Source organism: Pantoea sp. 22096, from assembly GCF_052045955.1.
GTDB classification, from domain to species: domain Bacteria; phylum Pseudomonadota; class Gammaproteobacteria; order Enterobacterales; family Enterobacteriaceae; genus Pantoea; species Pantoea alfalfae.
On record NZ_JBQEPW010000003.1, the window covers coordinates 301,795 to 327,490 of the forward strand.

A 25,696-nucleotide genomic window follows, 5' to 3' on the forward strand; every position below is an offset into this window, starting at 1 on the left:
ACCTCCAGCCCTTCTTTTGGCTCCTTTTTTGTCATCCTTTCTTTTTTTCCGGATCCAGCTGCTGCGCAAGCGCAAGGAAATGAGTGTGAAAATAAAACTGACGACGTGGTTCAGCCGGGAAAGTGAATTATCCGATGAGCATTTTCCTTTGTTCCCGACAGAAGGTATTTATCAGGCCCATCGGCCAGATGTTTTTTCGGCTGAACAAATGGATAACTACGGCGAAAAATTAGCGAAAACGCATAATCTGTCGGGTGGGAAATGGTCCTACCGACTGTTGCAGCAGCTGGCAGATAATGAACAGTCATTGACGCGCAGCGCAGAAATCCTGAGTGAAGGCGATAAGCGCAGCCAGACACCAGCGGCCGTCTGGATACTCGATAATTTTTACATCATTGAAGAGCAGATCCGCCTGGTCCGGCACCTGTTACCGGCCAAATTCGGTAAAGGATTGCCCATGCTGGAGGAGTCGGCCCATTACCTTCGCATCCAGGCTATCGCCGAGGAGATGATTAAGCACAGTGATGGCCGCCTGGAAACCAGCGTTCTACATCCTTTTATCGCTGCCTACCAGCGTGTTACGCCCCTGCTGCTCGGCGAACTGTGGGCCCTGCCTGCCATGTTACGTTTTGCGCTTATCAACAATCTGTCCCGGATTGCGGATGACGTGGCCAGGGTACATCAGGAACGTAATAAAGCGGAGCAGTGGATCAGCGATATCCTATCCACTGCCGCCGAAGATGCGTCAAAAGTTATTCTGGTCATCGCTGATATGGCCCGCCAGAACCCGCAGGTTTCCGGCGCTTTCGTCGCTGAACTTGAACGGCGATTAAGTGGCCAGAACAATACCCTGGCGTTAACCTGGGTTGAACAACAGCTGGAAATTACCGGCCGGAAAACCTCGGAAGTCATTGAGCAGTTCAACCGGCAGCTGGCCCTGAGTCAGCTCTCTGTCAGCAACACTATTACCGGCCTGCGGCAACTCGGCGAAATTGACTGGCAGGCCTTTGTCGAATCCGTCAGCCTGGTTGAGAAAGTCCTGCAGCAGGATCCCACCGGGACATACCCGCTGATGCATTTTGACAGTCGTGATGACTACCGCCATGTGATTGAACGTCTGGCACGACACAGTCGGTTTGATGAACGTGAAGTCGCCCAGGCTGTGCTGACGCTGGCCAGCCAGCCTGATCTTCCCCTGCGTCAGCAGCATGTCGGCTATTACCTGCTGGATAAAGGATTTCAGCAACTGGAACAGCAGCTTGACGTTAAGGTGACGTGGCTGAACAAGAGCCGGCAGCATCTGAGCCAGACTCCTTTACTCTCCTGGTTAGGCAGCCTTTTACTGCTGACAACCGCGTTTACCGCCGAGATGCTCTACAGCACCCATCAGGCGGGCATGGCATCTTTACTGTGGTTGCTGGTGCTGCCCGCCATCATTGTCAGCAGCCAGTTAGCCTTACAGTTGCTGAGTGAGTTAACCACCCGCAGCCGCCATCCCCTTCCCCTGCCACGACTCGATTATGCTCAGGCGATACCAGAGCATGACCGTACACTGGTGGTTATCCCCTGTTTGCTCAGCAGCAATGAGGGCACAGACGCCCTGTTGCGCTCTCTGGAAATCTGCTATCTCGGTAACGCCCTGGCGAATATCAGTTTTGCGTTACTGACCGACTTTACCGATAGCGCCGAACAGGACCATCATCATGACGCCGCGCTTATCCGTTACGCCGTGCTGAAAACGGAAGCCCTGAATCGGCGCTACAGCGGGGGTAAATCGGACATTGCGCTATTCTCCCTGTTACACCGTGACCGCACCCATAATATTTCTCAGGGCGTCTGGATGGGGTATGAACGCAAGCGCGGTAAGATCCATGCCCTGAATCGCTGGCTTCAGGGTGAAGAAAACGCCTTCAGCGTCACGGTAGGTGCCACGCAGACGCAACTGCACAGCGTTAAATATGTGATTACTCTCGACAGCGACACAATACTGCCGCGTGAGACAGCGCATAAGCTGATTGGCGTCATGGCCCACCCGCTCAATGCGCCGGTGTTCGACGATGTCAAAAATCGGGTAGTTGAAGGCTATGCCATCCTGCAGCCTCGTCTGGCTGAAGAGATACCAGTTAACGGTCAGAGCCGCTATGCCCGGCTGTGCAGCAGCATTCCGGGGAATGATGCTTACTCCTCACTCTCATCCGATATTTATCAGGATCTGTTTGGTGAAGGCTCATTTGTCGGCAAGGGTATTTACGATGTCGCTGCCTTTAGCCGGGCGATACGCAATACCTGTCCGGAAAATCTGGTGCTGAGCCATGACCTGCTGGAGGGCTGCTATGCCCGCTCCGGTGTGGTCAGTAACGTCGTCCTGTATGAACAATATCCGGATAGTTACCTGAGCGATGTTGACCGACGATTTCGCTGGGTGCGGGGCGACTGGCAGCTCCTGAACTGGCTACGGCTGCAGGTGCGGCAGGAAGATTGCAGCCGTCAAAAAAACCCACTCAGTGCGCTTTCCCGCTGGAAATTAACAGACAATCTGCGCCGCAGCCTGGTAGCACCTGCCCTGCTGATGCTGGTGTTTATGCTGTGCACGATAGTACCAAACCCGATATTCTGGGTCGGATGCATCATGCTCTTTCTGCTGCTTCCGGGACTGCCAGCGTTGGTGATCGATGGGGTGACGAAAAGTAAAACGCGTACCTGGCGACAGCATTTATCCATGCTGGTCACCGATGCCTTTAACCGCCTCTCCCGCGCTGGCCTGGCGCTGGCCATCCTGCCTCACGAGAGTTACTGGTCGCTGAAGGCGATTATCGTGACCTTATGGCGCCTGACTATCAGCCATCGCTACCTGAACGAGTGGAAAAGCGCTTCATCACAGAAACCTGTCGAGCCTGATGTGCGCCACTTCTACCGCTGCATGTGGATTAATCCGGTAGCAGGCGCGGTTCTGGTATTCCTGACCAGCCTGAGCATGCCGTCGATGACGCATGTTGCACTGGCGCTCGCTTTATTGTGGGCGGTCGCCCCCGCGTTACTGAGCCGCATGAGCCAGCCTAAACGCGCTCAGCCAGGCAGCCTTTCAGCGGAACAGCGCATCTTTTTGCGTCGCACCGCGCGTAAAACCTGGGCCTGGTTTAACGAATTTGCCAGCAGTGACAACAACCATTTGCCGCCGGATAATCTGCAGGAGATTCCGGAGTCGCGGGTGGCCCACCGGACGTCACCGACCAACATTGGCCTGTCGCTGCTGGCAAACCTGACGGCCTGGGATTTTGGTTATATCAGCCAGAATCGGGTCATCAGCCGGACGCTCGACACCCTCGATACTCTTGACCGAATGGAGCATTTCAGAGGACATCTTTATAACTGGTATGACACCCAGACGTTAAAACCGCTGAACCCACGCTACGTCTCAACGGTAGACAGCGGTAATATGGCGGCTCACCTTGTAACCCTTCAGGCTGGCCTGGCGCAGTGGAAATACCAGCCGGTGATGTCTCTTCCCTGTATCCTGGAAGGTCTCTCCGATACCTTCTCACTGCTTAAAGACCAACTGAGCGACACCCGCAGCGACATTGTGGAAAAAATCGATGCGCAATTAAGCCTGATGCAGCACGCTTCGCCCGCCGATTTTCACGCCGGGATGCAGGCTCTGCTGGCGTTAAGCGTGGTGGCAGAACAGACTTATCTTCCGACAACACGGGTAAACTGGCCGGCGCTTTTCCACCAGCAGCTGGTCGATTTTACTCAGGAGTGGTCCCTCCTTTTCAGCTGGGTTAGCCCGGATGCGCCACTGCCTGCCGACATTCCGTCATTGCTGTGGCTCGCTGAGTTGAACCTGAACCGCCCCGGACTCCCGGAAAAACAGGCAGAAACGGTGATATGGGCCGCCCGCGAACGTATGGCTGCCCTGCTGGAGCTGGACAGCCGCCTTAACGATCACGCCAGTATGGACTTCCGCTTTCTCTATTATCCAGCCACGTCTTTACTCAGCGTGGGCTATAACATGGACAGCGGTCTGCTGGACGCCAGCAAATATGACCTTTTCCCTTCAGAAGTCCGCCTGACGCACTACTTTGCTATCTCCACCAGTCAGCTTCCGGCTAAGAGCTGGTTTGTGCTGGGTCGCTTATTTACTCAGCTGAATAACCAGCCCGCCGTGATGTCATGGAGCGGCTCAATGTTTGAATACCTGATGCCGCACCTGGTCATGCCGGTTTACCCCGACACGCTACTGGAAAAGATGGCGTTATCGGCGGTCAGGCAACAGATTGCCTCGGGTAACAGCACCGATACGCCCTGGGGCGTTTCGGAATCGGGTTACGCTGCGTTTGACGTCAATCATAACTACCAGTATCGGGCATTTGGCACGCCAGAACTGGGTCTGAAACGCGGCCTGAATGACAATCATGTTGTTGCGCCCTATGCGACGCTGCTGGCGCTGATGGTGCTGCCGCAGGAGGCGACGGCTAATCTGATAAGACTTAAAAAAATGGGTGCCAGCGGTGACTACGGTTATTACGAAGCGCTGGATTTCACCGCGGACCGACTGGCTCCCGGTCAGCCATTTTCGATCGTCAAATCGTATATGGCCCATCATCAGGCGATGGGATTGCTTGCACTCTCTCACCAGCTGCTGGATGCGCCAATGGTCGCGCGCTTTATGTCCAGCGCACTGTTTCAGTCTTCGCGTTTGCTGCTTCAGGAAAAAGTGCCTGATGATATTGAGCTCTATACCCCACGCCGCAGTTTTGTCGAAAACAGTGACCCTAAACAGCAGCGCAGCATTACCGACCAGCGAGAATTCAGTGGTTCAGATCCGCACCAGCCACAACTGCAGCTGCTTTCAAACGCAGATTATCACCTGATGGTGACGCACGCGGGGACGGGCTACAGCCAGTGGAAGGGGCTGGCACTCACCCGCTGGCGTGCGGATAGCACCAGCAACAACTACGGAACGTTCTGCTACGTTACCGATCAGCAATCCGCCGAAGTGATTGCTCACAGCTATCAGCCGACCTGCTGCGAGCGTCCGCATTATAAAACCCGTTTTACTGATGCCGGGATTGAGTTTGACGCTTCAGGCACCACCTTCAGCATTCACACGCATATCGTGGTCTCCCCGGAAGATGATGTGGAGATCAGACGCATCACGGTCACTAACCGTTCCCGTCAGACCCGCCCGTTCGATATCACCAGCTACACCGAAGTGGTACTGGCACCAGCAGCCAGCGATATGGCCCACCCTGCGTTCAGTAATCTGTTCGTCCAGACTGAGATCGTTGACAGGCTGGAAGCGATCCTGGCTCACCGACGGCCACGTGAAGAGAAAGAAGTGACGGCATGGATGTTTCACGCGATGGCGATACATGGCAATACCGGCCGCCAGACCTCTTTTGAAACCGACCGGGCTGGTTTTCTCGGGCGTGGCAGGATACCAGCCGATGCTCAGGCGCTGATGCCGGGCAGTGAATTAACGGGTCAGCAGGGAGCGGTGTTAGATCCCGTGTTATCAATTCGCCAGTCAGTGACGTTAAAAGCGGGAGAGGCCGTCACCATCGATATGCTTTACGGTGTGACACTTCAGCGTGAAACAACTATTGCGCTGATTGAGAAGTACCGTAACCACATTAGCGCCGATCGGGTGTTTGAACTGGCGTGGTCCCACAGTCAGGTCGCCTTGCGTCAGTTGAATATCCGCACCGAAGATACCAGTCTGTTTAATCAGCTGGCCAGTGCCGTACTGTTTTCCAGCGCCGAAATGCGTGGCGAATCAGACGCGCTGATGCAGAACCGGCTGGGCCAGGAGTCATTGTGGCGTCATGCGATTTCGGGTGATCTGCCGATTCTTCTGGTTCGGATAGAAAACATTAATCAGCTCGACCTGGTCACCACCCTCATTCAGGCGCATCAGTACTGGCGACAAAAAGGGCTGATGGTCGATCTGCTCATCCTGAACAGCGACCAGGGCGGCTACCAGCAGAATCTGTTCAATCAGCTCACGACTCTGATCCCTGCCGGAGACGAACGACAGCAGGCAGACAAACCTGGCGGCATCTTTATCCGCAAAAGCGAAAGTTTTTCCGCTGACGATCTGCAATTGTTGCTGAGCGTCGCGGCGGTCGTGCTGGAAGGCCGAAACGGCAGCCTCGCCGATCAACTCAGCACGCTGTTAAAACCGGTGCGCACCCCGCCTGCTTTTGCGTTTCCATCGGTCAGTAAGACGCCGCAGCCTGCAGCCGTCACCTTTTCGCCGGAGCGGTTGCAGTTTTTTAATGGCACTGGTGGCTTCAACGAGGACGGCAGCGAATATCACATCATTCTTTCCGACCAGCAACAGACACCTGCGCCGTGGTGCAATGTGCTGGCCAACAGCCAGTCTGGCACCGTCATTTCCGAGAGTGGCCAGGGCTATAGCTGGTATGAAAACGCGCATGAATATCGCCTGACGCCCTGGCATAATGACCCCGTCAGTGACAGCTCTGGCGAAGCGCTTTATCTGCGTGATGAAGAGACGGGTGATGTCTGGTCGCCCACGCCGCTTCCGGTTCGCGGCAAGGGGGATTATCTGACCCGTCATGGCTTCGGTTACAGCACGTTTGAACACACGGAGTATGGCATCAGCAGCACGCTGACGGTGTTCGTGGCAGAGGAGGCGCCGGTCAGACTTTCCCTGCTGACGCTGAGTAACCTCTCTGGCAAAACGCGTAATCTGTCAATTACCGGATACGTCGAATGGGTTCTGGGTGAGCTGGCGAGCCGCTCCGCAAGGCATGTGGTGACGTCCCCTGCCGCTATTGCCACAGGCAGCGCGGTTCTGGCCAGAAACTTTTATAACAGCACAGGCTCTGCGCGGACCGCTTTTTTTGCCGTCACAGGAACCCGGATTGCGCACAGCGGCAACCGGCTTGAGTGTCTGGGTCGTAACGGCACCACACGGCAGCCCGCGATGATGAATGTTCGTGGTCTGTCAGGTAACACCGGGGCAGGAATGGATCCCTGCGCCGCGCTGCAAACGCTGACGACACTGATTGACGGCGACAGCCGCAGTTTTGTTTTTGCCCTCGGCGTCGGGGAAGATGAGGGTGCAGTGACCGCGCTGATGCAGCAGTTCCTCTCCACCGGGGAGGCTCAGAACGAGCTGACCAGGGTTAAACAGCACTGGCACCAGCTACTGACTAAAGTGCAAATCCAGACACCGGCAACGGAGGTCGATTTACTGGCAAACGGCTGGCTGCTGTACCAGACGCTGGCCAGCCGTTTGCTGGCGCGCAGCGGATATTACCAATCCGGTGGTGCCTTTGGCTTCCGCGATCAGTTGCAGGATACGCTGGCGCTGACCCACGCAGCCCCGCAGCGTCTGCGCGATCAGCTGTTGTTGTGTGCATCCCGCCAGTTTATCGAGGGAGATGTACAGCACTGGTGGCATCCGCCTGCTGGCCGTGGCGTCAGAACCCGCTGCTCCGACGACTACCTGTGGTTGCCCTATGCGCTGTGCCGCTATGTGCAGGCAACCGATGATATTGCGCTGCTGTCACAGCCCGTCAGCTACCTTGAAGGTCGCCTGCTGGCAGAGGACGAAGAGTCTGTCTATGAGCTTCCGGGCGTCAGTAAGATTAATGAAACGCTATGGCAGCACTGCGTTCGCGCGATTAACCACGCCCTTAATTTCGGTCAGCACGGCCTCCCGCTGATGGGCTCCGGGGACTGGAACGATGGTATGAGTACCGTCGGGATTGCCGGCAAGGGTGAAAGCGTCTGGCTCGGCTTCTTCCTCTATACGGTTCTGGACCGCTTTGCCGCGCTGGCTGTGCGGTTCGGCGATACCGATACCGCCCGGCACTGTCAGGACAATGCGCAGGCGCTCAAAACCGCGCTTAACCATGCGGCCTGGGATGGTGAATGGTATCTGCGCGGCTTTTTTGACAGTGGTCAGACGCTCGGTTCACATGCTGACAGTGAGTGCCGGATAGACGCCATTGCCCAGAGCTGGTCGGTACTCTCTGGCGCAGGCGAGGACGCCAGATGCCGGTCAGCGATGGCGGCACTTTATCAGCATCTGGTTGATAAGGATAACCGGCTGATTAAATTGCTTACTCCGCCTTTCGATGGCGCAGGGCCAAATCCGGGCTACATTCGCGGTTATTTACCGGGCGTCAGGGAAAATGGCGGTCAGTACACCCATGGGGCTCTGTGGGCGATTATGGCCTTTGCGGCGATGGGTGAAACAGAGCGCGCCTGGTCCCTACTCTCAATGATTAATCCGGTTAATCATAGTGGCAATCAACAGGATATGGCGATCTACAAAGCGGAACCTTATGTGATGGCTGCGGATGTGTATGCAGCCGAAGGCCACAGCGGGCGAGGCGGCTGGACCTGGTATACCGGTTCATCAGGCTGGGCCTATCAGCTTATCAGTGAGAGTCTGCTTGGGATAATCCGGCGCGGCAACGCGCTGTCTGTCCGGCCACAGCTTCCCGCTGAATGGTCAGAGATAAAAATTGTCTACCGTGAGGGGGAAGGGATCTACAACATCCGGGTTACTCGCGGTGGCAGCACCTATCAGCTGTGGCTGGATGGCAAACGGTGTGACGGCGACGAAATAGCGCTGGAAAGCCATAGCCAGGAACATCAGGTTGAAGTCTGGCTGGGCTCTGCGTCAGATTAAGTTAAACCAGACACCCCGCCTGCATCAGGTTAAAGAGGAGATTAAGTGGCCTTTGCGAGCGGGCCGTTGAGCTGCCACCCGCGCCGCTACGGGCAGCTCAACGACAGCGATCGGGTGAATGGCGAGGGTTAATCGCCTGCTCACAATTATCTCTCGCCCCACCCTGTTTTCCCGCGCAAACCCCATGCTATCTTGTGGTTTTGATTTTTTCAGTGGGCAAAATTGATGACAAAGTTGCGGGTAGGGATCGTGTTTGGCGGCAAATCGGCTGAGCATGAGGTGTCGTTGCAGTCGGCCAAAAATATCCTTGAGGCGATCGACAAAACCAGGTTTGACGTGGTGTTGCTGGGCATCGATAAGCAGGGACACTGGCGTCTTAACGATGCGTCAAACTTCTTACTTAACGCAGAAAATCCGGCGCTAATCGCGCTGAATCACGCCGCTGAAGATGTGGCGCTGGTGCCCGGCACGACTCAGCAGCAGATCATCACCCGCCACAACGCCCATCCGCTGTCGCAGATCGACGTTATCTTCCCTATCGTGCACGGTACGCTGGGTGAAGATGGCTCTCTGCAGGGCCTGCTGCGCATGGCCTCGTTACCCTTCATCGGTTCCGACGTGCTGGGTTCTGCGGTCAGCATGGATAAGGATTTCACCAAACGCCTGCTGCGTGATGCCGGCCTCAACGTCGCGCCATGGCTGAGCATTACTCAGGCACAACGCGCCCTCCTGGATGCAGAGGCAGTCATTGCCCGCTTTGGCCTGCCGCTGTTTATCAAACCCGCCAACCAGGGGTCATCAGTCGGCGTCAGCAAAGTGGATAGCATGGAAGAATTTGATGCGGCGCTGGCGCTGGCCTTCTCTTTTGACCGCAAGGTGCTGATTGAACAGGGTATCAAAGGCCGGGAGATCGAGTGCGCGGTGCTCGGTAACGATGCGCCGGAAGCCAGCCCGTGTGGCGAAGTGGTGGTGCATGACGCTTTCTACTCTTATGACACTAAATATATCTCTGAAAGTGGTGCGCAGACGGTGGTTCCGGCAGCCATTGCAGCGGAAACCAGCGATGCAATCCGTGACGTCGCCATCAAAGCCTTCTCCGCGCTGGAGTGCTTTGGCATGGCGCGCGTCGATGTGTTCCTGACCGATGACGGCGAGATTATCGTCAATGAAGTGAATACCCTGCCCGGCTTCACCAATATCAGCATGTATCCGAAACTGTGGCAGGCGGCCGGACTCAGTTATCAGGATTTGATCAGCCGTCTGATCGACCTGGCGATTGAACGCCATCAGCAGGCCAGCACCCTGAAAAGCAGCGTCAGTTGATCGAACCCGGTGACGTGGCGTTATGCCACGTCGCTGGTAATCGTGCGGTAGTTAACCGGCGAAGTCTGATTACGGCCATTGCGCTTCGACAGATAGAGATTTTTATCCGCCGCAGAGATTAGCCGGTTGATCACGCGGTGCCATTCCGTCGCCTCATTGGCACTGCCATGGGCCAGCCCCAGGCTGACGGTCACCGTAGCCGTGCTACCCTGCAACCAGAACTTCTCTTTCGCCATCTTCTGCCGGATTGCCTCCGCCAGAAAATAGAGCTTTTCCGCATTCTGGTCGAACAGCACTACCACAAACTCCTCTCCGCCAAAGCGACAGATGCGCCCCGCTTTACCCACCACGCACTGCATCCGGCGGGCGATCTCTTCCAGCACGCTGTCACCCGCATCGTGACCAAAATTGTCATTGATGGCTTTGAAGTAATCAACATCAAGCAGGATCACGCCCACTTTGCGATCCGGAAAAATCGGCTCCGCACGCAGGCTTTCATATAAACCGGAACGTGACAGCAGGCGGGTCAGGAAATCGTAATTCGCGCGCAGCGCCAGACGCTGATTAAGCTGGCGGATTGCATCCATGCTTGCAGCCACGATCAGCGGACTAATTGCGATGGTTGCCACACCCAGTCGCGCAGAGGTCAGATGGCTGAGCGGCAACAGATTATCGTCGCCCTGAATGTTCATCACACCATGAGAGACCAGAATGATTTCAGTAATACCGGTCAGCAGGATCACCAGGCTGGTCAGCGGCATCGGCAACACAATAGCGCACCAGACCAGCGCCGGAACCGGCAGCGTCAGGCTGCCCGCGCCCCCCATCATTGCGCCGATCATCAGCGAAACCATCACGGCGATGACCGGTGCCAGCTTGCGGAACTGCAGAAACTGGCGGGGCGACAGCGACGACCAGTCGCGCGTCAGCAAAAAGGGCAGCAGCATCAGCCCGGTTGATAACTGCTCACTGAACCAGTCACCCCATGCCACCGCCAGTCCGGCATCAAAATCAGCCTGCTGTGCCAGCGCTCCCCAGCTGGCACAGGCCAGCGCGGCCAGCAGACAGGCAGGAAAAATACGCAGCACACTGGTAATACGCTCGCTGCCGGAGTCATGCTGAAGATGCTTTACCAGCAGCGTGGCGGCCACCAGCACAAACAGAATATTCGCCAGGTTGAGGGTAAATGCAGAAAGCGCCCAGCCGGAAAATACGGTGTCGTTAAACACCATCGCGGCAAAGATGGCCAGGTAAGAGCGGGTCTGATGCAGAAAAGGATTACGGACGATAACGCCAGTGACGATCGCGTTGACCGGCCAGAAAAGAGACAGCTCCTGGGGGAAACGCAGGTGTCCGCCGATAAAGCAAAACAGCAGCGTGATTAAAAACAGCAAAAATGCGTTCTTCTTAGCGTTGTGCTCTTCAAACAGCTGTATGCGCATACATCCGGACCTTGTCGCAGAGAGGCTGGCTGTCCACGCCAGCCTGAACAGGCGCGTGGTGTCAGAATGATTAAATCCTGAATACCCTCAATCTCATCCGGCGATAAAGCCTCATTTCGTGGGATGATTCAGGAAAGTTATCCTGCAGTGGCTAACCCCATCCGATGACAGCAGAAATTGGGAACTTATTATGCCTCGCAAATAAAAAAATCGGATATCCGAGATATCCGATTTTTTCCTTTTAAACCCCTTTACCGTTGCGCTAAGCGCTATTTTACCGCAACCGGCCACTGACTCAGGCGAATGCCGCGTTTATCGGCGTTATCACCAAAATCTTTCAGCACCGCTTTAACGTCCGGATCGATATATTCCGCATTGTCGTTATCGACGATAACCACGCTGTTCTCCGGGATCTCATCCAGCAATCCCTGCAACTTTGGATTGTGCATAAAGGTCAGGTTCTGCTGGAAGCGCAGCACGTAATGGTCATCATAACGGGTAAGCTGCAACGCGTTGCGATGGCTCTTATAGATGCTGTAGAGGATTTGTGTGGCGATACCGATGCCAATACCAACCAGCATACCCAGCGTGATAATGCCGACGATGGTGGCCAGAAACGGCACGTACTGCTGTGCGCCCATCCGGAACTGCTCAACAAACAGTTTAGGTGTCGCCAGCTTATAACCGGTATAGAGCAGTACGGCAGCCAGGCTGGCCAGCGGAATGGCATTCAGCATCTCACTGAACCACATGCCACAAATCAGCAGCAGCACGCCGTGAATGAAGATCGAGAGCTTCGTCTGCGCGCCCGCACTGACGTTGACCGAGCTACGTACAATCACTGCCGTTATCGGCATCGCCCCAAGAAAACCCGCCGCCAGGTTACCGATACCCTGCGCGAACATCTCTTTATTGGGCGACGGCGCGGGCGTCTGAGGGCGCAGTTTTTTCAGCGCCTCCTGACTCAGCAGCGTTTCCAGACTGGCAACCAGTGCCAGAGTCACCGCCACTACCCAGACCTGCGGATTCTGCCAGGCCATCCAGTCGGGCGTTTCCAGTTCAGCCATCAGTGCGGAAACGCTGTCAAACGCAGGCAACGAAATGCGCGCCAGCCCCTGCGTCATTTCAGGGAAGAGCCGCCCTCCTGCTACCGTCGCCAGACAGCCGATCAGTACCGCAATCAGCGGGCCAGGGATCCAGGCGAGCGCTTTGATCCGTTTCACCGGCGCGGTCGTCCAGAGACAGAGAATGGCCAGGCCGACACCCGCCACCGCTATCGCTGGCAGCGAGAAAGTCATCTGGCCGGTCACCAGTGACACCAGCTCTGCATCACCAGCGGCGCCCAGCGCCACCGGAATCTGCTGCATAATCAGCAGCAGGCCAATCGCCGCCAGCATTCCTTTGATGACACTACCCGGCACCAGCGAAATAAACCGTCCGGCGCGCAGCAGGCCAAACAGGCATTGCAGTGCCCCGGCGATAATCAGCGCAGTGAGAAAAGCAGAGAAGCTGCCCAGTGAAGCCATCGAGGCGACGACAATAGTGACAAGCCCCGCCGCCGGGCCACTCACGGCAAACCGGGATGGGCTTAGTGACGTCACCACCAGACCGCCAATCACACCGGTCAGCAGACCGGCAAACGGAGGTAATCCGCTGGCCTGTGCGATGCCAAGGCAGAGCGGCAAGGCGACCAGGAAAACCACCAGACCCGCAGGAATATCGCGACGCAGGGTATCGAGGTTCATAATGAAGGCTCCTCTGCAGATTGATGAATCAGCTCTTTGAGATGGCCGGAGCGCAGGTCATAAACACAACCAAACACCTCCAGTTCCTGGCCCGATTGCCAGATTTGCCGGACCGGTTCAGATTTCACCAGCCGGGCGAATTGCGCCTTAACGTTGGCCTCAACCAGCCGATCGAGCTGTTCACCCGGCGGCGCGTCTGAGAGGGGAATGTCTGTCAGACCCGCCTGAATATCATCACGCAGGGTCTGAATGCGTCTCGCCAGTGCGCTCTCCTGACCGTCCAGCACACTGCCCGGCAGATTTTGCGCGGCTTCTACGCCGCCGCAGCCATAGTGACCACTTAATACAATGCGTTTAACGCCGAGAAAGAAGAGTGCGTATTGCAGCACGCTCAGTAAATTGTCATCGTCCTCAATCACCATGTTGGCGATATTGCGATGCACAAAGAGTTCGCCGGGATGGGAGCCGGTTAAGACTTCTGCCGGAACGCGACTATCAGAGCAGCCAATCCAGAGTGAGTGTGGCTTTTGCTGATGAAGGAATTTGTTAAAATAATCCGGATTACGCTGGCGGCGCTGTAAGGCCCAACTGCGATTTTTCGCTAATAAGGGTTTAAGTGTCGTCACAATCATCTTCTCTCTACTACCGGGATGTCGCATCCTGGCTAACCACAAAGTGTATCGGCTCACAAATAAAGCGTGAGCCGCCAGGTTAATAAGAACTGAGTCACAGAAAAAGGTTATAGACGCTAACTAATTTCAATGCACGCGTAATATTTCACAGCGATTTAACAATGCCGCTATTGTCAACTAACAGTCAGTAAAGGTCAGGGTTAAGTAAATTTAATTCAGCAGCAGGAATGTGGGCAAATAAATCAACCACCTTATTAAGGCAATAAAATCAAACAGATAAAATAGTAATAAAAATAAACTAAAGTTACTGATGACAAATAAATACAATTAATAAATGAGGGGATATTCACTGCCATACCAACCGGTGGGCTTTTTTCCAGGAATACTCTTAATTAAAAAACTAACCATTAGCACAATCCACCGGCTTAATTGCTGACAGCCAGTTAAATATGCCTGTAATAAGAGAAGAATGAAGCAAGAGATGATTAATTTAATTTGCAGCAGAATAGTGACGGCAGTAAGTAAATCAGGACCAGTTCTGAACAGAGCCTGAATGAGCAGGCTCTTTTTCTTGACGAATTATTTACCGTTCCAGCTTTGCAGCCGTGATTCCCGCACCGACAACTGCTGCTCCGGTGTCAGTTTATTGTAGTTTTCCGCCATTCCGCTCTCCCAGTCGCCATAAAGTGGATTCGGCAGAACGATGAACTGCGTACCAAACTGCTGGTGATTTAGACTCACAAAATCGCGACGCGTCTGATTACCCTTATGCCAGGTCGACCCACCAAAATCGTTGAGGTTGTCGCCGACATAGAGCACCACGTTGTAACCCGCGTTTTTGATGGCATCGAAACGCGCCTGCTTGTTGGAGCTGTCGGTATTCAGACGTACCGTTTTATCACTGACGTTCGGGAAGCCGAGCTGCTGCATATTGGCGACCGTGGCGGCGTAATCTTTCTGATCGCGGTTCGACACATAGAACAGCGTGCCGCCCTTCTCTGTCACATGACGCGCGAACTCGACCGCACCCGGCACTGCTTTCGCCTGACGCGCCTGCGTCCAGGCTGACCAGGTTTTGCTGCTGAACGGCTGGCCGTTCTTCGCCTGCCATGCACTGTAGGCGCTGTTATCCAGCATGGTTTCATCCAGATCGACAATCACCGCTTTGGGTTTGCCGGTCAGCGACGGTGCCTGATCAAACGCCATGCGCGCGGTATTGAACGCCTGCCAGGTCAGTGCCTGATATTCGCCTGACTGCTGGAACCAGTTTACCGCCAGCACCGATTGCTGCCCGAGCTGCTGTTGCGCGGTCTGATGTGTTGACGAGGCGCAGCCGGTCAGCAGCAGCGCGACCAGTCCGGATGCAGCGAGTTTTGCGGAGGTTTTCATCATTTCATCCTTAAGGTGAGAAAGGTCTGAGGAGAAGCTTCAAAAATGTAGCAGTTAACGTAAGCTGTGGGCAGCCTAACGCACGCTGTTATAACAGGAGATTCTTATGGCCGTGATCCCGCGCTCGCCGTTGCTCGATTCACTGGAGTGGCTCGATTATGCGTTTCAGCCCGCCGGTGAGCCGCCTCCCGCCGATGCCGCCTGGGGACATCAGCGCCACAGCGCGACTGTGGTCACCGACATTGAGAACACCCCGCCGAAAAGCTGCGAGTCGGATGGCGTGATCGGTAGCGGAACACGCCCGGTGGCGGTTTATACCGCCGACTGCCTGCCGGTGCTGTTCGCCGACCGCAATAAACGAATCGTGGCGGCAGTTCATGCCGGACTTAAGGGAACACTGGCGGGCGTGCTGACCCGCGCCGTGGAAAAACTGGGCGAGCAGGGCTGCAACCCGCAGGACCTGGTGGTGGCGATTGGCCCGGCAATGGGGCCCTGCTGCTATGAGCTGGCTGAACCGCAGCTTGCAGAGATTGCGCAGAACCCGGCGTTTGCCAGCGGGCTGCGCTGGCACCGGAACCCGCCGGTCAATCCGCTGGCGCAACGTCCACAGGCTGCTGCCCGCCAGCAGGGCGTCTGGTTCGATCTGCCTGCGCTGGCAACGCATTTGCTGGTGCAGGCGGGTGTGCCGGTCGCGCAGATCGATAACGTGAACGTCTGCACCTACTGCATGGCGGAGAGCGGATCAAGCTACCGCTTTAATACTCATCATGGCAGCGGCTATCGCTCACGCTATTCGTGGATCCGACGGCGCTAAGCGTTTCAGAGTCAGAAACATTAAAGCCCACGGATAGTTGTGCTGCGTAAGGCACAACCTCCCTGCTCCCGCTCATCAGCACTTCCCCACCGATGTTTATGATTTCACTCACACCCTGACATTCTTTCACTTTTTTTTAACGCAGAAGTGGCTAGAGTGAACTCATCCGACCACTTAACTGTGAGTGACTATCATGCCCGTCAATCCTGATTATCCTGCGCTGTTTACGCCGCTGAATCTTGGCTTTACCCAATTGAAAAACCGCTTTCTGATGGGGTCAATGCACACCGGTCTGGAGGAGCATCCGGATGGCGCAGCGCGGCTGGCGGCGTTCTACGGCGAGCGGGCGCGTGAAGGCGTTGCACTGATTGTCACCGGCGGCATTGCGCCTAATGCTCAGGGTGTCACCACCGCGCATGGCGCGATGCTTATCGACGAAGCGCAGTGCAGCTGGCATCGGCAGATCACGGAGGCGGTACATCAGCATCAGGGCAAAATCGCCCTGCAGATCCTGCATACTGGCCGTTACAGCTATCAGCCCGATCTGGTTGCGCCTTCGGCACGTCAGGCCCCGATTAACCCGTTCACGCCACAGGCGATGAGCGAGGCGGCGATTGAACAGACCATTGATGACTTTGCCCGCTGCGCCCGTCTGGCGCAGCGGGCGGGCTACGATGGCGTGGAGATCATGGGTTCCGAAGGCTACCTGATTAATCAGTTTCTGGTGAAGCACACCAATCAGCGAACCGACCGCTGGGGCGGCGACTTCCGCCAGCGGATGCAGTTCGCGCTGGCGATTACCCGCGCGGTTCGCGCCGCAACCGGCGATGCCTTTATCATCATCTTCCGGCTGTCGATGCTCGACCTGATCGAAGAAGGCAGCACGCTGGAGGAGACGCTGCTGCTGGCGGGCGAGCTGGAGCAGTGCGGCGTCACGCTGTTCAATACCGGCATTGGCTGGCACGAAGCGCGCATCCCGACCATCGCCACCTGCGTGCCGCGCGCGGCCTTTGCCTGGGTGACGCAGCGCCTGCGCGCCCATGTGTCAGTGCCGGTGATCGCCACCAATCGCATCAACCACCCCGCCGTTGCCGAAGAGCTGTTGCAGTCGGGCTGCGCCGATATGGTCTCGATGGCGCGCCCTTTCCTTGCCGACCCCGCCTTTGTCAGCAAAGCGCAGCGCGGCGAACCGGACAGCATCAACACCTGCATTGCCTGTAACCAGGCCTGTCTCGACCAGGTGTTTGCCGGGAAGATCACCTCCTGTCTGGTCAATCCGCGCGCCTGCCATGAGTCGCTGATGCCGGTTATCGTCAGCACCGCACCGCGCAGGCTGGCAGTAGTGGGTGCCGGTCCCGCCGGGATGGCGTTTGCGCTGCAGGCGGCACAGCGCGGCCATCAGGTGACACTCTATGAGGCCGCGCCGGAGATAGGCGGCCAGTTCAATATTGCCCGGCTGATCCCCGGCAAATCGGAGTTCAGCGAAACGCTGCGCTATTTCCGCAATCAGCTGGCGGCAGCGGGCGTGATGGTCAAAACCGGCTGTCGGGTCACGGCGGATCAGTTGAGTGACGCCGATGAAGTGGTGCTGGCGACCGGCATTCAGCCCCGTACGCCTGATATTCCAGGCATCGATCACCCCAGCGTGCTGAGCTACCTTGAGGTGCTGCGTGATAAGCGCCCGGTGGGTAAACGGGTGGCGATTATCGGCGCGGGCGGGATTGGCTTTGATGTGGCGGAGTATCTGTCACAGCCTTCACATGATGAGGATCGGGCGGCGTTTTACGCCGAATGGGGCATCGACCACAGCCTGACGCAGCGCGGCGGCATCGTGAAACCTGAGCCGCCTGCCGCGTTACGGCAAATCTGGCTGCTGCAGCGCCGGACAGGGAAACCCGGCGCCGGGCTGGCAAAAACCACCGGCTGGATCCATCGCGCCAGCCTGCAGGCGCGCGGCGTGGAGATGTGGGGCGGCGCGGAGTATCTGGCGATTGATGATAGCGGCCTGCACTTGCGGCGTAACGGCGAAACGCTGCTGCTGGCGATCGATAACGTGATTATCTGTGCCGGACAGGAGCCACAACGCGAACTGGAAGCCGCGCTGCGTGCAAAAGGACAGGTAGTGACGGTAATAGGCGGTGCAGACGTAGCGCAGGAACTGGATGCGCGCCGCGCGATTGCGCAGGCAACGCAGCTGGCTTTAACGGTCTGACTAGCGCATTTTCACCGCGCGCAGCACCACAAACTTCTGGTTAGAGGCGATCAGCGTGCAGTTGCCGAACAGCTTCTTCAGTTTGTGGTGATAATCAAGGTGGCGGTTGCCGACAATACGCAACTCACCGCCATACTGAAGGCAGCGTTTCGCATCGCGGAACATCTGCCACGCCAGATGATCGGTGACAGCGTGCTGCTGATGGAACGGCGGGTTGCACAGCACCGCGTGCAGCCGATCTGACGGATAGCCGCTCAGCACGTTGTTCACCAGGAACTGACAGCGCGACAGATCGTCAGGACGGTTCACTTCCACATTAAGCTGGCTGGAGGCGACCGCCATATAAGACTCATCAAGGAAATGCACTTCGGCCTGCGGATTCTGCTCCAGCGCCACCAGCCCTACCACGCCGTTGCCACAGCCCAGATCGACAATCTCACCTTCAATGTTTTCCGGCAGATGCTGCACAAACAGCCGTGCGCCGATATCCAGCGACGAGCGCGAGAAAACGTTGGCATAGTTGTGGATCTGATAAGAGGTGCCATCCAGCGGCCAGACCAGCGTCGGCGTCGCCTCACGCACTGCAGGCTTGCTGAACTGGCTGAAAATCAGACGCGCTTTTTTCCACGCCAGTGAGGTTTTGGTTTCCCCGATGATCTGTTCGAACAGCTGAAGGGTAGAGTTATGGATCTCTTTGGCGCGCGCCGCCGCCAGAATCACCGTATCGGGTGTGACCACTTCGCGAATGGCACGCAGCTGATGCTCCAGCAGCGCCAGCGTTTTCGGCACCTTAATCAGCACTGCCGCCGGAGCCGCCGGCAATTCCGCGAGGCTATCAACAAAGTGTACGTCGCTGCCATCCAGCTCATTAAAGGAAAGGTTCTGACGGGCGGCCTGCTGGCTGAGCCAGGAGTCGCTGACATGCCAGACGGTGCGTGGACTCAGGGCGCAGGTTAATGCCCCGAAACTGTCGTTGAAGACCAGCACCGGTCCTGCCGGCAGCGCCTGCTGTAAGAGATATTCATCAGCCGCATCCCAGGCTTGTAATGGACTTTCGTCACGCATCTGCGGGAAGCGATGCAGGATCAGTGTGCGATCGTTCAGTTCAAGTTGGCTCATGAATTCTCCGGCGTGGTACACTTTGGTTGATTTTCGCCCCAAAAACGGGGGCGCAGTATACTGTCTTTCGCCTGGAATCCCTAATGTCCTCACTGATCTACCTTCAGGGTTATCCTGCCCCCCTTCTTGAGCAGGTTCAGACGCTGATTACCCACCAGCGCTTAGGTGCGTTTCTGCAGGAACGTTATCCGGACACTCACGACGTGATGAGTGATAAAGCGCTATATGACTACACCCAGGCGCTGAAAAATCGCTATATGCGCAACGCGCCACCCATCAGCAAAGTGATGTGGGATAACAGGATTAAGGTGATGAAGCACGCACTTGGCCTGCATACGGCCATCTCACGGATTCAGGGCGGCAAACTCAAGGCGAAAGCGGAGATCCGCATCTCGACCTTTTTCCGCCTTGCGCCAGAGCCGTTTCTGCGAATGATCGTGGTGCATGAACTGGCACACCTGAAAGAGAAAGACCACGATAAGGCGTTCTACCAGCTCTGCTGCCATATGGAGCCGGATTACCACCAGCTCGAATTTGATGCGCGGCTCTGGATGACTGATCAGGCGATGCGCGGTAACGCGGCTTAAAGAAACTCCTGTGCTTTCTGAATCAGGCTGGTTTTGGTCAGCGCGCCCAGAAAGCGTCGTTCCTGGGGATTGTTAAGCACCGGCAGTCGCTCCAGCGTGACCGCCGCAAACGCCTCCCACCCTTCACGCATACTCTGATTCTCAAACACCACCGGAAAATCCTGATCCATCACGCACTGCACCGGTGAATCAAGGGTGATCTCCTGCGCCAGCACCCGGCGCGAAATCTCATGAATTGAGACCACGCCGAGGAAAGCGCCTGCGGCATTAATGACATAGACGTAGCGTTCACGCTTAAGCGAGCTGACCGCCAGCGCCTGCCCTACCGACTCTTCCGGCTGCAGCGCCGCGCCGGGAATAATCAACTCGGCAATGCGCATATTATCGAAATCATATTTCGCCTCTGAACGGCTGAAGTGATGACTCACCACCGGATAGGTACTGACTGATTGCAGGCGATAAACCACCATCGACGCCAGCACGGTAGCGATCATCAGCGGGAACAACAGGCTGCTGTTGAGCGTCATCTCCAGCACCATCAGCATCGCCATCAACGGTGCCTGACTGACCGCCGCCAGCACTGCCGCCATGCCAATGGCGGCATAGAGCAGCACATTGCCGAGCGGCAGATGCAGCGCCGCACCCACCGTCGCGATGATGACGCCAAGCAGTGCGCCAATCAGCAGCGAAGGCGTGAAGAGTCCGCCGACCGCGTTCGATCCTACCGACAGGCTGGTGGCGAGGGTTTTCAGCACCAGTAGCAGCAACAGGCCCGGCAGCAGATAGTCGCCCGCCATCACTTTGACGATGACCTCGTAGCCGTTGCCGAGGATATCGGTGGAGATCAGCGCCAGTAAGCCTACGGCGACTCCGCCCGCGCCCAGACGCACGGGCAGCGAGGCGACCCGGCTGAACAGCATTTTGCTGCGAGCGATACACTTAATCAGCATCCAGCCCGCCAGACCGGCGCTCAGACCGATCACCACCGTCATCAGCAGGCTGCTCAGATCCATAGCGAAATTCGCGTCCGCCAGCGGATAGAGCGCGCTGCGGAAGCCCAGCGTCCACATAGTCATCACCGCCGTCGCCGAGGCGATAATAAGCGGGATCAGCCGCTGCAACGCGGAAATACCGAAGGCAATCTCCGCGACGAAAATCGCCGACGCCAGCGGCGCATGGTAGACCGACGAGAGGCCCGCCGCGGCCGCCATCGCCACGACGTCACTGTTTTTCAGGTTAAGCGAGGACGGTAACAGGCGGCCAATCGCGCTGCCGCACAGTGCTGAGAGCTGCACCATCGGCCCCTCTTTACCGATCGACGCGCCGCTGCCGATACTGGCAATCGACGACAGGGCGCGGAACAGCGAGGTTTTGGTCGGCACCGCATCGAGCCGGGCGTTGATCACTTCAAGGTAATCCGTTTTCACCGTCTGCTGCTGCTCAATGGCAACCGCATAACGCAGGAAAAAGCCCGCCAGCACGCCGCCCGCGCCCACCAGCAGCGGCCAGAAAATCCACGGCCAGAGATGCAGGGATTCGGTAATGTCGCCACTGCGCGCAAACAGCAGATGGTTGATCAGTTCAATGACGCCGCGAAAAGCCAGCGTCACCAGCGACGCCGCACACCCGACCGGAATGGCAATCAGCAATGTGGTCCAGTTTAATGCGTGCTTACTTGCTTTCACCTGTGCTCCCTGGTTGATGCCTGTTTATTATTGCTTCCGCATAGTATTGGAATGCGGATCGCAGGATCAATCCCTGCCTGCCCGGCGCGCTTGCACCGCGTCGGTGAGATGTTACTCTGCCGCTTTACCGCTGCCGGAGAGATGACGTGATTCGTTTTGCCATTGTGGGAACAAACTGGATTACACGCCAGTTTATTGATGCCGCTCATGAAACCGGAGCGATGAAGCTCTGCGCGGTCTATTCACGCAGTCAGCAGCAGGCCGACGCCTTTATCGCCGATTATCCCTGCAAACAGACCTTTACCTCACTGGACGCCCTGGCCGCCAGCCCGGCGATCGATGCGGTCTATCTGGCCAGCCCCAACGCCCTGCACTGCCAGCAGGCGCTGCTGTTTATGTCGCACGGCAAGCATGTCATTTGCGAAAAACCGCTGGCCTCAAATCTGGCCGAAGCAGAGAAGATGATCGCCTGCGCTCGTGAGCATCAGGTGGTGCTGTTTGAGGCATTTAAAACCGCCAGCCTGCCGAATTTCCTGCGTCTACAGCAGGCGCTGCCTGACGTGGGTAAACTGCGAAAAGCGCTGCTGAATTACTGTCAGTACTCTTCACGCTACCCGCGCTATCTCAACGGCGAGAACCCCAATACTTTTGATCCGCGCTGGTCGAATGGCTCGGTGATGGATATCGGGTATTACTGTCTGGCCTCGGCGGTGACGCTGTGGGGCGAGCCAGATAGTGTGCAGGCCACTGCGACATTGCTGACGAGCGGCGTGGATGCACATGGCGTGGTGGTGCTGAGCTACGGTGATTTCGACGTGACGATTCTGCATTCGAAGGTGAGTGATTCCAGCCTGCCCAGCGAGATTCAGGGTGAAGCGGGCGCGCTGGTGATTGAAAAGCTATCGGAGTGCCAGCAGCTGACCTTTGTGCCGCGGGGCGCGGAAAAGCAGGCGCTGAGCCAGCCGCAACATATCAACACCATGCTGTACGAAGCGGCCGTTTTTGCCCGGCTGGTTGAGCAGCGCCAGGTGGACCATCCGGGGCTTGAGGTTTCGCGCATTACCGCCGCGTTGCTGACCGAAATCCGGCGTCAGACCGGCGTGATCTTCCCTGCCGATCATGCTGCTGTGTAAATATTTCTAAATATGTCTGTGAGGAGTTGCTTCCTGTGCGGCTAAACCGTAACTTACCCTCCTGCAAAGGGGAGTAACTTGTAAGCTGATTGATCGTCACTACGATGCGCAGGCATCCGGTCATCAGGCAACCCGGAATCCATTTCTGTGTTGTAAGTGAGACCTTGCCGGAAGGCGAGGTTTGCTTACACAAAAATAAGCGGCTGACGTCTTCTGACTTCAGCCGTTTTTTTATTTTTAAGACAGGATACGAATATGCAAACTGTGGGTACGCCTTTACTGTGGGGCAGCTTTGCGGTTGTGGTGCTGATCATGCTGGCTATCGACCTGCTGTTGCAGGGACGTCGCGGCGCGCAGACCATGTCTTTCAAACAGGCGGCTGTCTGGTCGCTGATCTGGGTTTCCGTCTCACTGCTGTTCAGCGCCGCTTTCTGGTGGTATCTGGAGGGCAGCGCGGGACGTGAAGTGGCTAATACGCAGACGCTCGCCTTCCTGACCGGTTACGTGCTGGAAAAAGCGCTGGCGGTGGATAACGTCTTCGTCTGGCTGATGCTGTTCAGCTACTTCTCTATTCCGGCCAACCTGCAGCGACGGGTACTGATCTACGGCGTATTAGGCGCTATCGTGCTGCGTACTATCATGATCTTCGCAGGTAGCTGGCTGGTCACGCAGTTCAGCTGGATCCTCTATGTGTTTGGTGCGTTCCTGCTGTTTACCGGCGTGAAAATGGCGCTGGCGAAAGAGGATGACGGTGCGGTGGGCGACAAGCCAGTGGTGCGCTGGCTGCGTAAGCATTTACGCATGACCGATGATCTCGACGGCGAGAAGTTCTTCACCCGCAAAAACGGCGTGCTGTTTGCGACGCCGCTGCTGCTGGTGCTGATTATGGTGGAGCTCAGCGACGTGATCTTTGCCGTCGACAGTATCCCGGCGATCTTCGCCGTCACGACCGACCCGTTTATCGTGCTGACCTCAAACCTGTTCGCGATTCTGGGATTACGTGCCATGTACTTCCTGCTGGCGAACGTGGCAGAGCGCTTCTCAATGCTGAAGTATGGCCTGGCGATTGTGCTGGTGTTCATCGGCTTCAAAATGCTGATTGTCGACCTCTACCATATTCCGGTCGGGATCTCACTGGGCGTAGTCGGTGCCATTCTGGCGTCTACCCTGCTGATCAACGCCTGGGTTAACCGCAAAAGAGACCAGAAAAAGCTCACACCATAATTACCTGCAGGGGCAGCGGATGCCCCTGTTTTATTTTGCGGCAGCCTGCCACGCCATTTCATCTCTCTGTCACACTTCCACTATTCAGCATAATAAAAATCCGACATACCCCACAGCAACAGAACTTTCTCTTTTCTCGTCCGATCTTTTCCTTATACTCCGCCGGGCAAACCGTTTTAGCCGATGCAAAACATCGCGTCTGAAACTACATCCGCGACAAAATATAGAAAATATTATGCAGAAAACTCTCTCCGCACGTCTGGGCACGCTGCTCGCCGGAAGCCTGGTGAAGCAAATCATGATTGGGCTGATCGCCGGTGTGGCGCTCGCCTGGATTTCACACGATGCCGCGCTGGCGGTCGGTCTGCTGGGTGAACTGTTTGTCAGTGCGCTGAAAGCGGTCGCGCCCTTGCTGGTTCTGATGCTGGTCATCGCCTCAATCGCCAACCACCAGCAAGGCCAGAAAACCAATATCCGGCCAATTATTATGCTCTATCTGCTAAGCACCTTCTTCGCGGCGGTCGTCGCGGTGGTCTTCAGCCATCTGATCCCGCAGACGCTGACGCTGGCGGTGGGCAGCACGGAAATCGTTCCCCCTTCCGGCATCACCGAAGTGTTACGTGGACTGCTGATGAGCATGGTTTCGAATCCGATCACTGCATTGATGCAGGCTAACTATATCGGCATTCTGGTATGGGCCATTGGCCTGGGGCTGGCGTTCCGTCACAGCAGTGACAGCACCCGTGCCTTTCTCAACGATGCCTCTGAGGCGGTAACCTGGCTGGTGCGCTGCGTCATCCGCTGTGCGCCTGTCGGTATTTTCGGTCTGGTGGCGTCGATTCTGGCCTCAACCGGCTTTGGCGCGCTGTGGCAATATGCCCATCTGCTGGCGCTGCTGCTGGGCTGCATGGTGCTGATGGCGCTGGTGGTGAACCCGCTGCTGGTCTTCTGGAAAATCCGTCGCAACCCTTATCCGCTGGTCTTCACCTGCCTGCGTGAAAGCGGCGTGACCGCCTTCTTTACCCGCAGTTCTGCCGCCAATATTCCGGTGAATATGGCACTGGCGAAACGTCTGGATCTCGATGAGGATACCTATTCGGTGTCGATTCCGCTGGGCGCGACTATCAGTATGGCGGGTGCGTCGATCACCATTACCGTGCTGACGCTGGCGGCGGTGCATACGCTGGGGATCAGCATTGATGTGCCGACCGCGATTCTGCTGAGTCTGGTGGCGTCACTCTGTGCCTGTGGTGCATCGGGCGTAGCGGGCGGTTCGCTGCTGCTGATCCCGGTGGCCTGCAATATGTTCGGCATTCCGAATGATTTGGCGATGCAGGTGGTGGCCGTGGGCTTTATTATCGGCGTCCTGCAGGATTCGGCGGAAACCGCACTGAACTCCTCAACCGATATTCTGTTTACTGCCGCTGTCTGTCAGGCAGAAGCGGAGCGCGAAACAAGCCGGGCCTGATTCAGTTAACATAAAAAAGGCGACCCGTATGAATAATTACGGATCGCTTAAGGCTGCTGCCATGCCCACATCAGGGTTAATCCAGCCGCAACGGATAAACTCAACGCGCAGGGAACACGGGCAGAAGAGGAAAGCGTCCCGCGCCAAGGATGGCGCGGGCCGAGCGTGTCATGGATGACGGCCTTTGCGACTTTCCGATCTGACTGTGTTCCCTTCGCAGGCTCGGTCTCACCGCCACAGAGCCGGACTTTA

General features: G+C 56.6%; 14 protein-coding genes. 8 read left to right on the plus strand and 6 right to left on the minus strand.

What is annotated here, in order from left to right; translation table 11 throughout:
• Nucleotides 1-85 precede the first annotated feature (85 nt).
• Nucleotides 86-8,671, plus strand: a complete 8,586-nt coding sequence (locus ACTJKZ_RS14080; RefSeq protein WP_440829743.1) for a GH36-type glycosyl hydrolase domain-containing protein — start codon at nt 86-88, stop codon at nt 8,669-8,671.
• Nucleotides 8,672-8,896: 225 nt separating this feature from the next.
• Nucleotides 8,897-9,994: a D-alanine--D-alanine ligase gene (ddlA, locus tag ACTJKZ_RS14085; protein WP_161735328.1), complete on the plus strand. Its 1,098-nt coding sequence runs from the start codon at nt 8,897-8,899 to the stop codon at nt 9,992-9,994.
• Nucleotides 9,995-10,014: 20 nt separating this feature from the next.
• Here ddlA and ACTJKZ_RS14090 read toward each other — a convergent pair whose 3' ends face one another.
• The 4 genes from ACTJKZ_RS14090 to ACTJKZ_RS14105 all read right to left on the minus strand — a co-directional run bounded on the left by ACTJKZ_RS14090 (nt 10,015) and on the right by ACTJKZ_RS14105 (nt 15,202).
• Nucleotides 10,015-11,436 (minus strand): diguanylate cyclase, encoded by a 1,422-nt coding sequence (locus ACTJKZ_RS14090; RefSeq protein ID WP_440829744.1) that lies wholly within the window; start codon nt 11,434-11,436, stop codon nt 10,015-10,017.
• Between the two features lie 269 nt (nt 11,437-11,705).
• A complete protein-coding gene (locus ACTJKZ_RS14095; protein WP_161735332.1) occupies nt 11,706-13,181 on the minus strand; it encodes a SulP family inorganic anion transporter in 1,476 nt (491 codons plus the stop codon).
• Nucleotides 13,178-13,813 (minus strand): carbonic anhydrase, encoded by a 636-nt coding sequence (locus tag ACTJKZ_RS14100; RefSeq protein WP_161735333.1) that lies wholly within the window; start codon nt 13,811-13,813, stop codon nt 13,178-13,180. The genes ACTJKZ_RS14095 and ACTJKZ_RS14100 overlap by 4 nt, the downstream gene beginning before the upstream one ends.
• Nucleotides 13,814-14,392: 579 nt before the next feature.
• A complete protein-coding gene (locus tag ACTJKZ_RS14105) occupies nt 14,393-15,202 on the minus strand; it encodes a 5'-nucleotidase, lipoprotein e(P4) family (protein WP_222925450.1) in 810 nt (269 codons plus the stop codon).
• Between the two features lie 106 nt (nt 15,203-15,308).
• Between ACTJKZ_RS14105 and ACTJKZ_RS14110 the strand changes: the two genes are divergently transcribed.
• Together ACTJKZ_RS14110 and ACTJKZ_RS14115 are read left to right on the plus strand one after the other, a co-directional pair.
• On the plus strand, nt 15,309-16,016 hold the full coding sequence (locus ACTJKZ_RS14110; protein WP_222924959.1) for a polyphenol oxidase family protein: 708 nt from the start codon (nt 15,309-15,311) through the stop codon (nt 16,014-16,016).
• A 193-nt stretch (nt 16,017-16,209) separates the two neighbouring features.
• Nucleotides 16,210-18,228: an NADPH-dependent 2,4-dienoyl-CoA reductase gene (locus ACTJKZ_RS14115; RefSeq protein WP_260059323.1), complete on the plus strand. Its 2,019-nt coding sequence runs from the start codon at nt 16,210-16,212 to the stop codon at nt 18,226-18,228.
• Here the strand turns inward: ACTJKZ_RS14115 and rlmG are convergent, their stop codons facing one another.
• Nucleotides 18,229-19,347 (minus strand): 23S rRNA (guanine(1835)-N(2))-methyltransferase RlmG, encoded by a 1,119-nt coding sequence (gene rlmG, locus ACTJKZ_RS14120; protein ID WP_440829745.1) that lies wholly within the window; start codon nt 19,345-19,347, stop codon nt 18,229-18,231.
• 83 nt (nt 19,348-19,430) lie between these two features.
• Between rlmG and ACTJKZ_RS14125 the strand changes: the two genes are divergently transcribed.
• Nucleotides 19,431-19,934, plus strand: coding sequence for a M48 metallopeptidase family protein (locus ACTJKZ_RS14125; protein WP_161735341.1), 504 nt, complete (start codon nt 19,431-19,433; stop codon nt 19,932-19,934).
• On the opposite strand, the gene ACTJKZ_RS14130 is transcribed toward ACTJKZ_RS14125, so the two are convergent.
• A complete protein-coding gene (locus tag ACTJKZ_RS14130; RefSeq protein WP_260059327.1) occupies nt 19,931-21,619 on the minus strand; it encodes a chloride channel protein in 1,689 nt (562 codons plus the stop codon). The two genes, ACTJKZ_RS14125 and ACTJKZ_RS14130, sit on opposite strands and share 4 nt — an antisense overlap.
• A gap of 146 nt (nt 21,620-21,765) precedes the next feature.
• Between ACTJKZ_RS14130 and ACTJKZ_RS14135 the strand changes: the two genes are divergently transcribed.
• From ACTJKZ_RS14135 to sstT, 3 genes are all read left to right on the plus strand, one after another.
• The gene (locus ACTJKZ_RS14135) at nt 21,766-22,752 is read left to right on the plus strand and encodes a Gfo/Idh/MocA family protein (RefSeq protein ID WP_161735345.1); all 987 of its coding nucleotides are present in this window, start codon (nt 21,766-21,768) and stop codon (nt 22,750-22,752) included.
• A 255-nt stretch (nt 22,753-23,007) separates the two neighbouring features.
• Nucleotides 23,008-23,976 (plus strand): TerC family protein, encoded by a 969-nt coding sequence (locus ACTJKZ_RS14140; protein WP_161735347.1) that lies wholly within the window; start codon nt 23,008-23,010, stop codon nt 23,974-23,976.
• Between the two features lie 235 nt (nt 23,977-24,211).
• Nucleotides 24,212-25,444, plus strand: a complete 1,233-nt coding sequence (gene sstT, locus ACTJKZ_RS14145; protein ID WP_440829746.1) for a serine/threonine transporter SstT — start codon at nt 24,212-24,214, stop codon at nt 25,442-25,444.
• Nucleotides 25,445-25,696 lie beyond the last annotated feature (252 nt).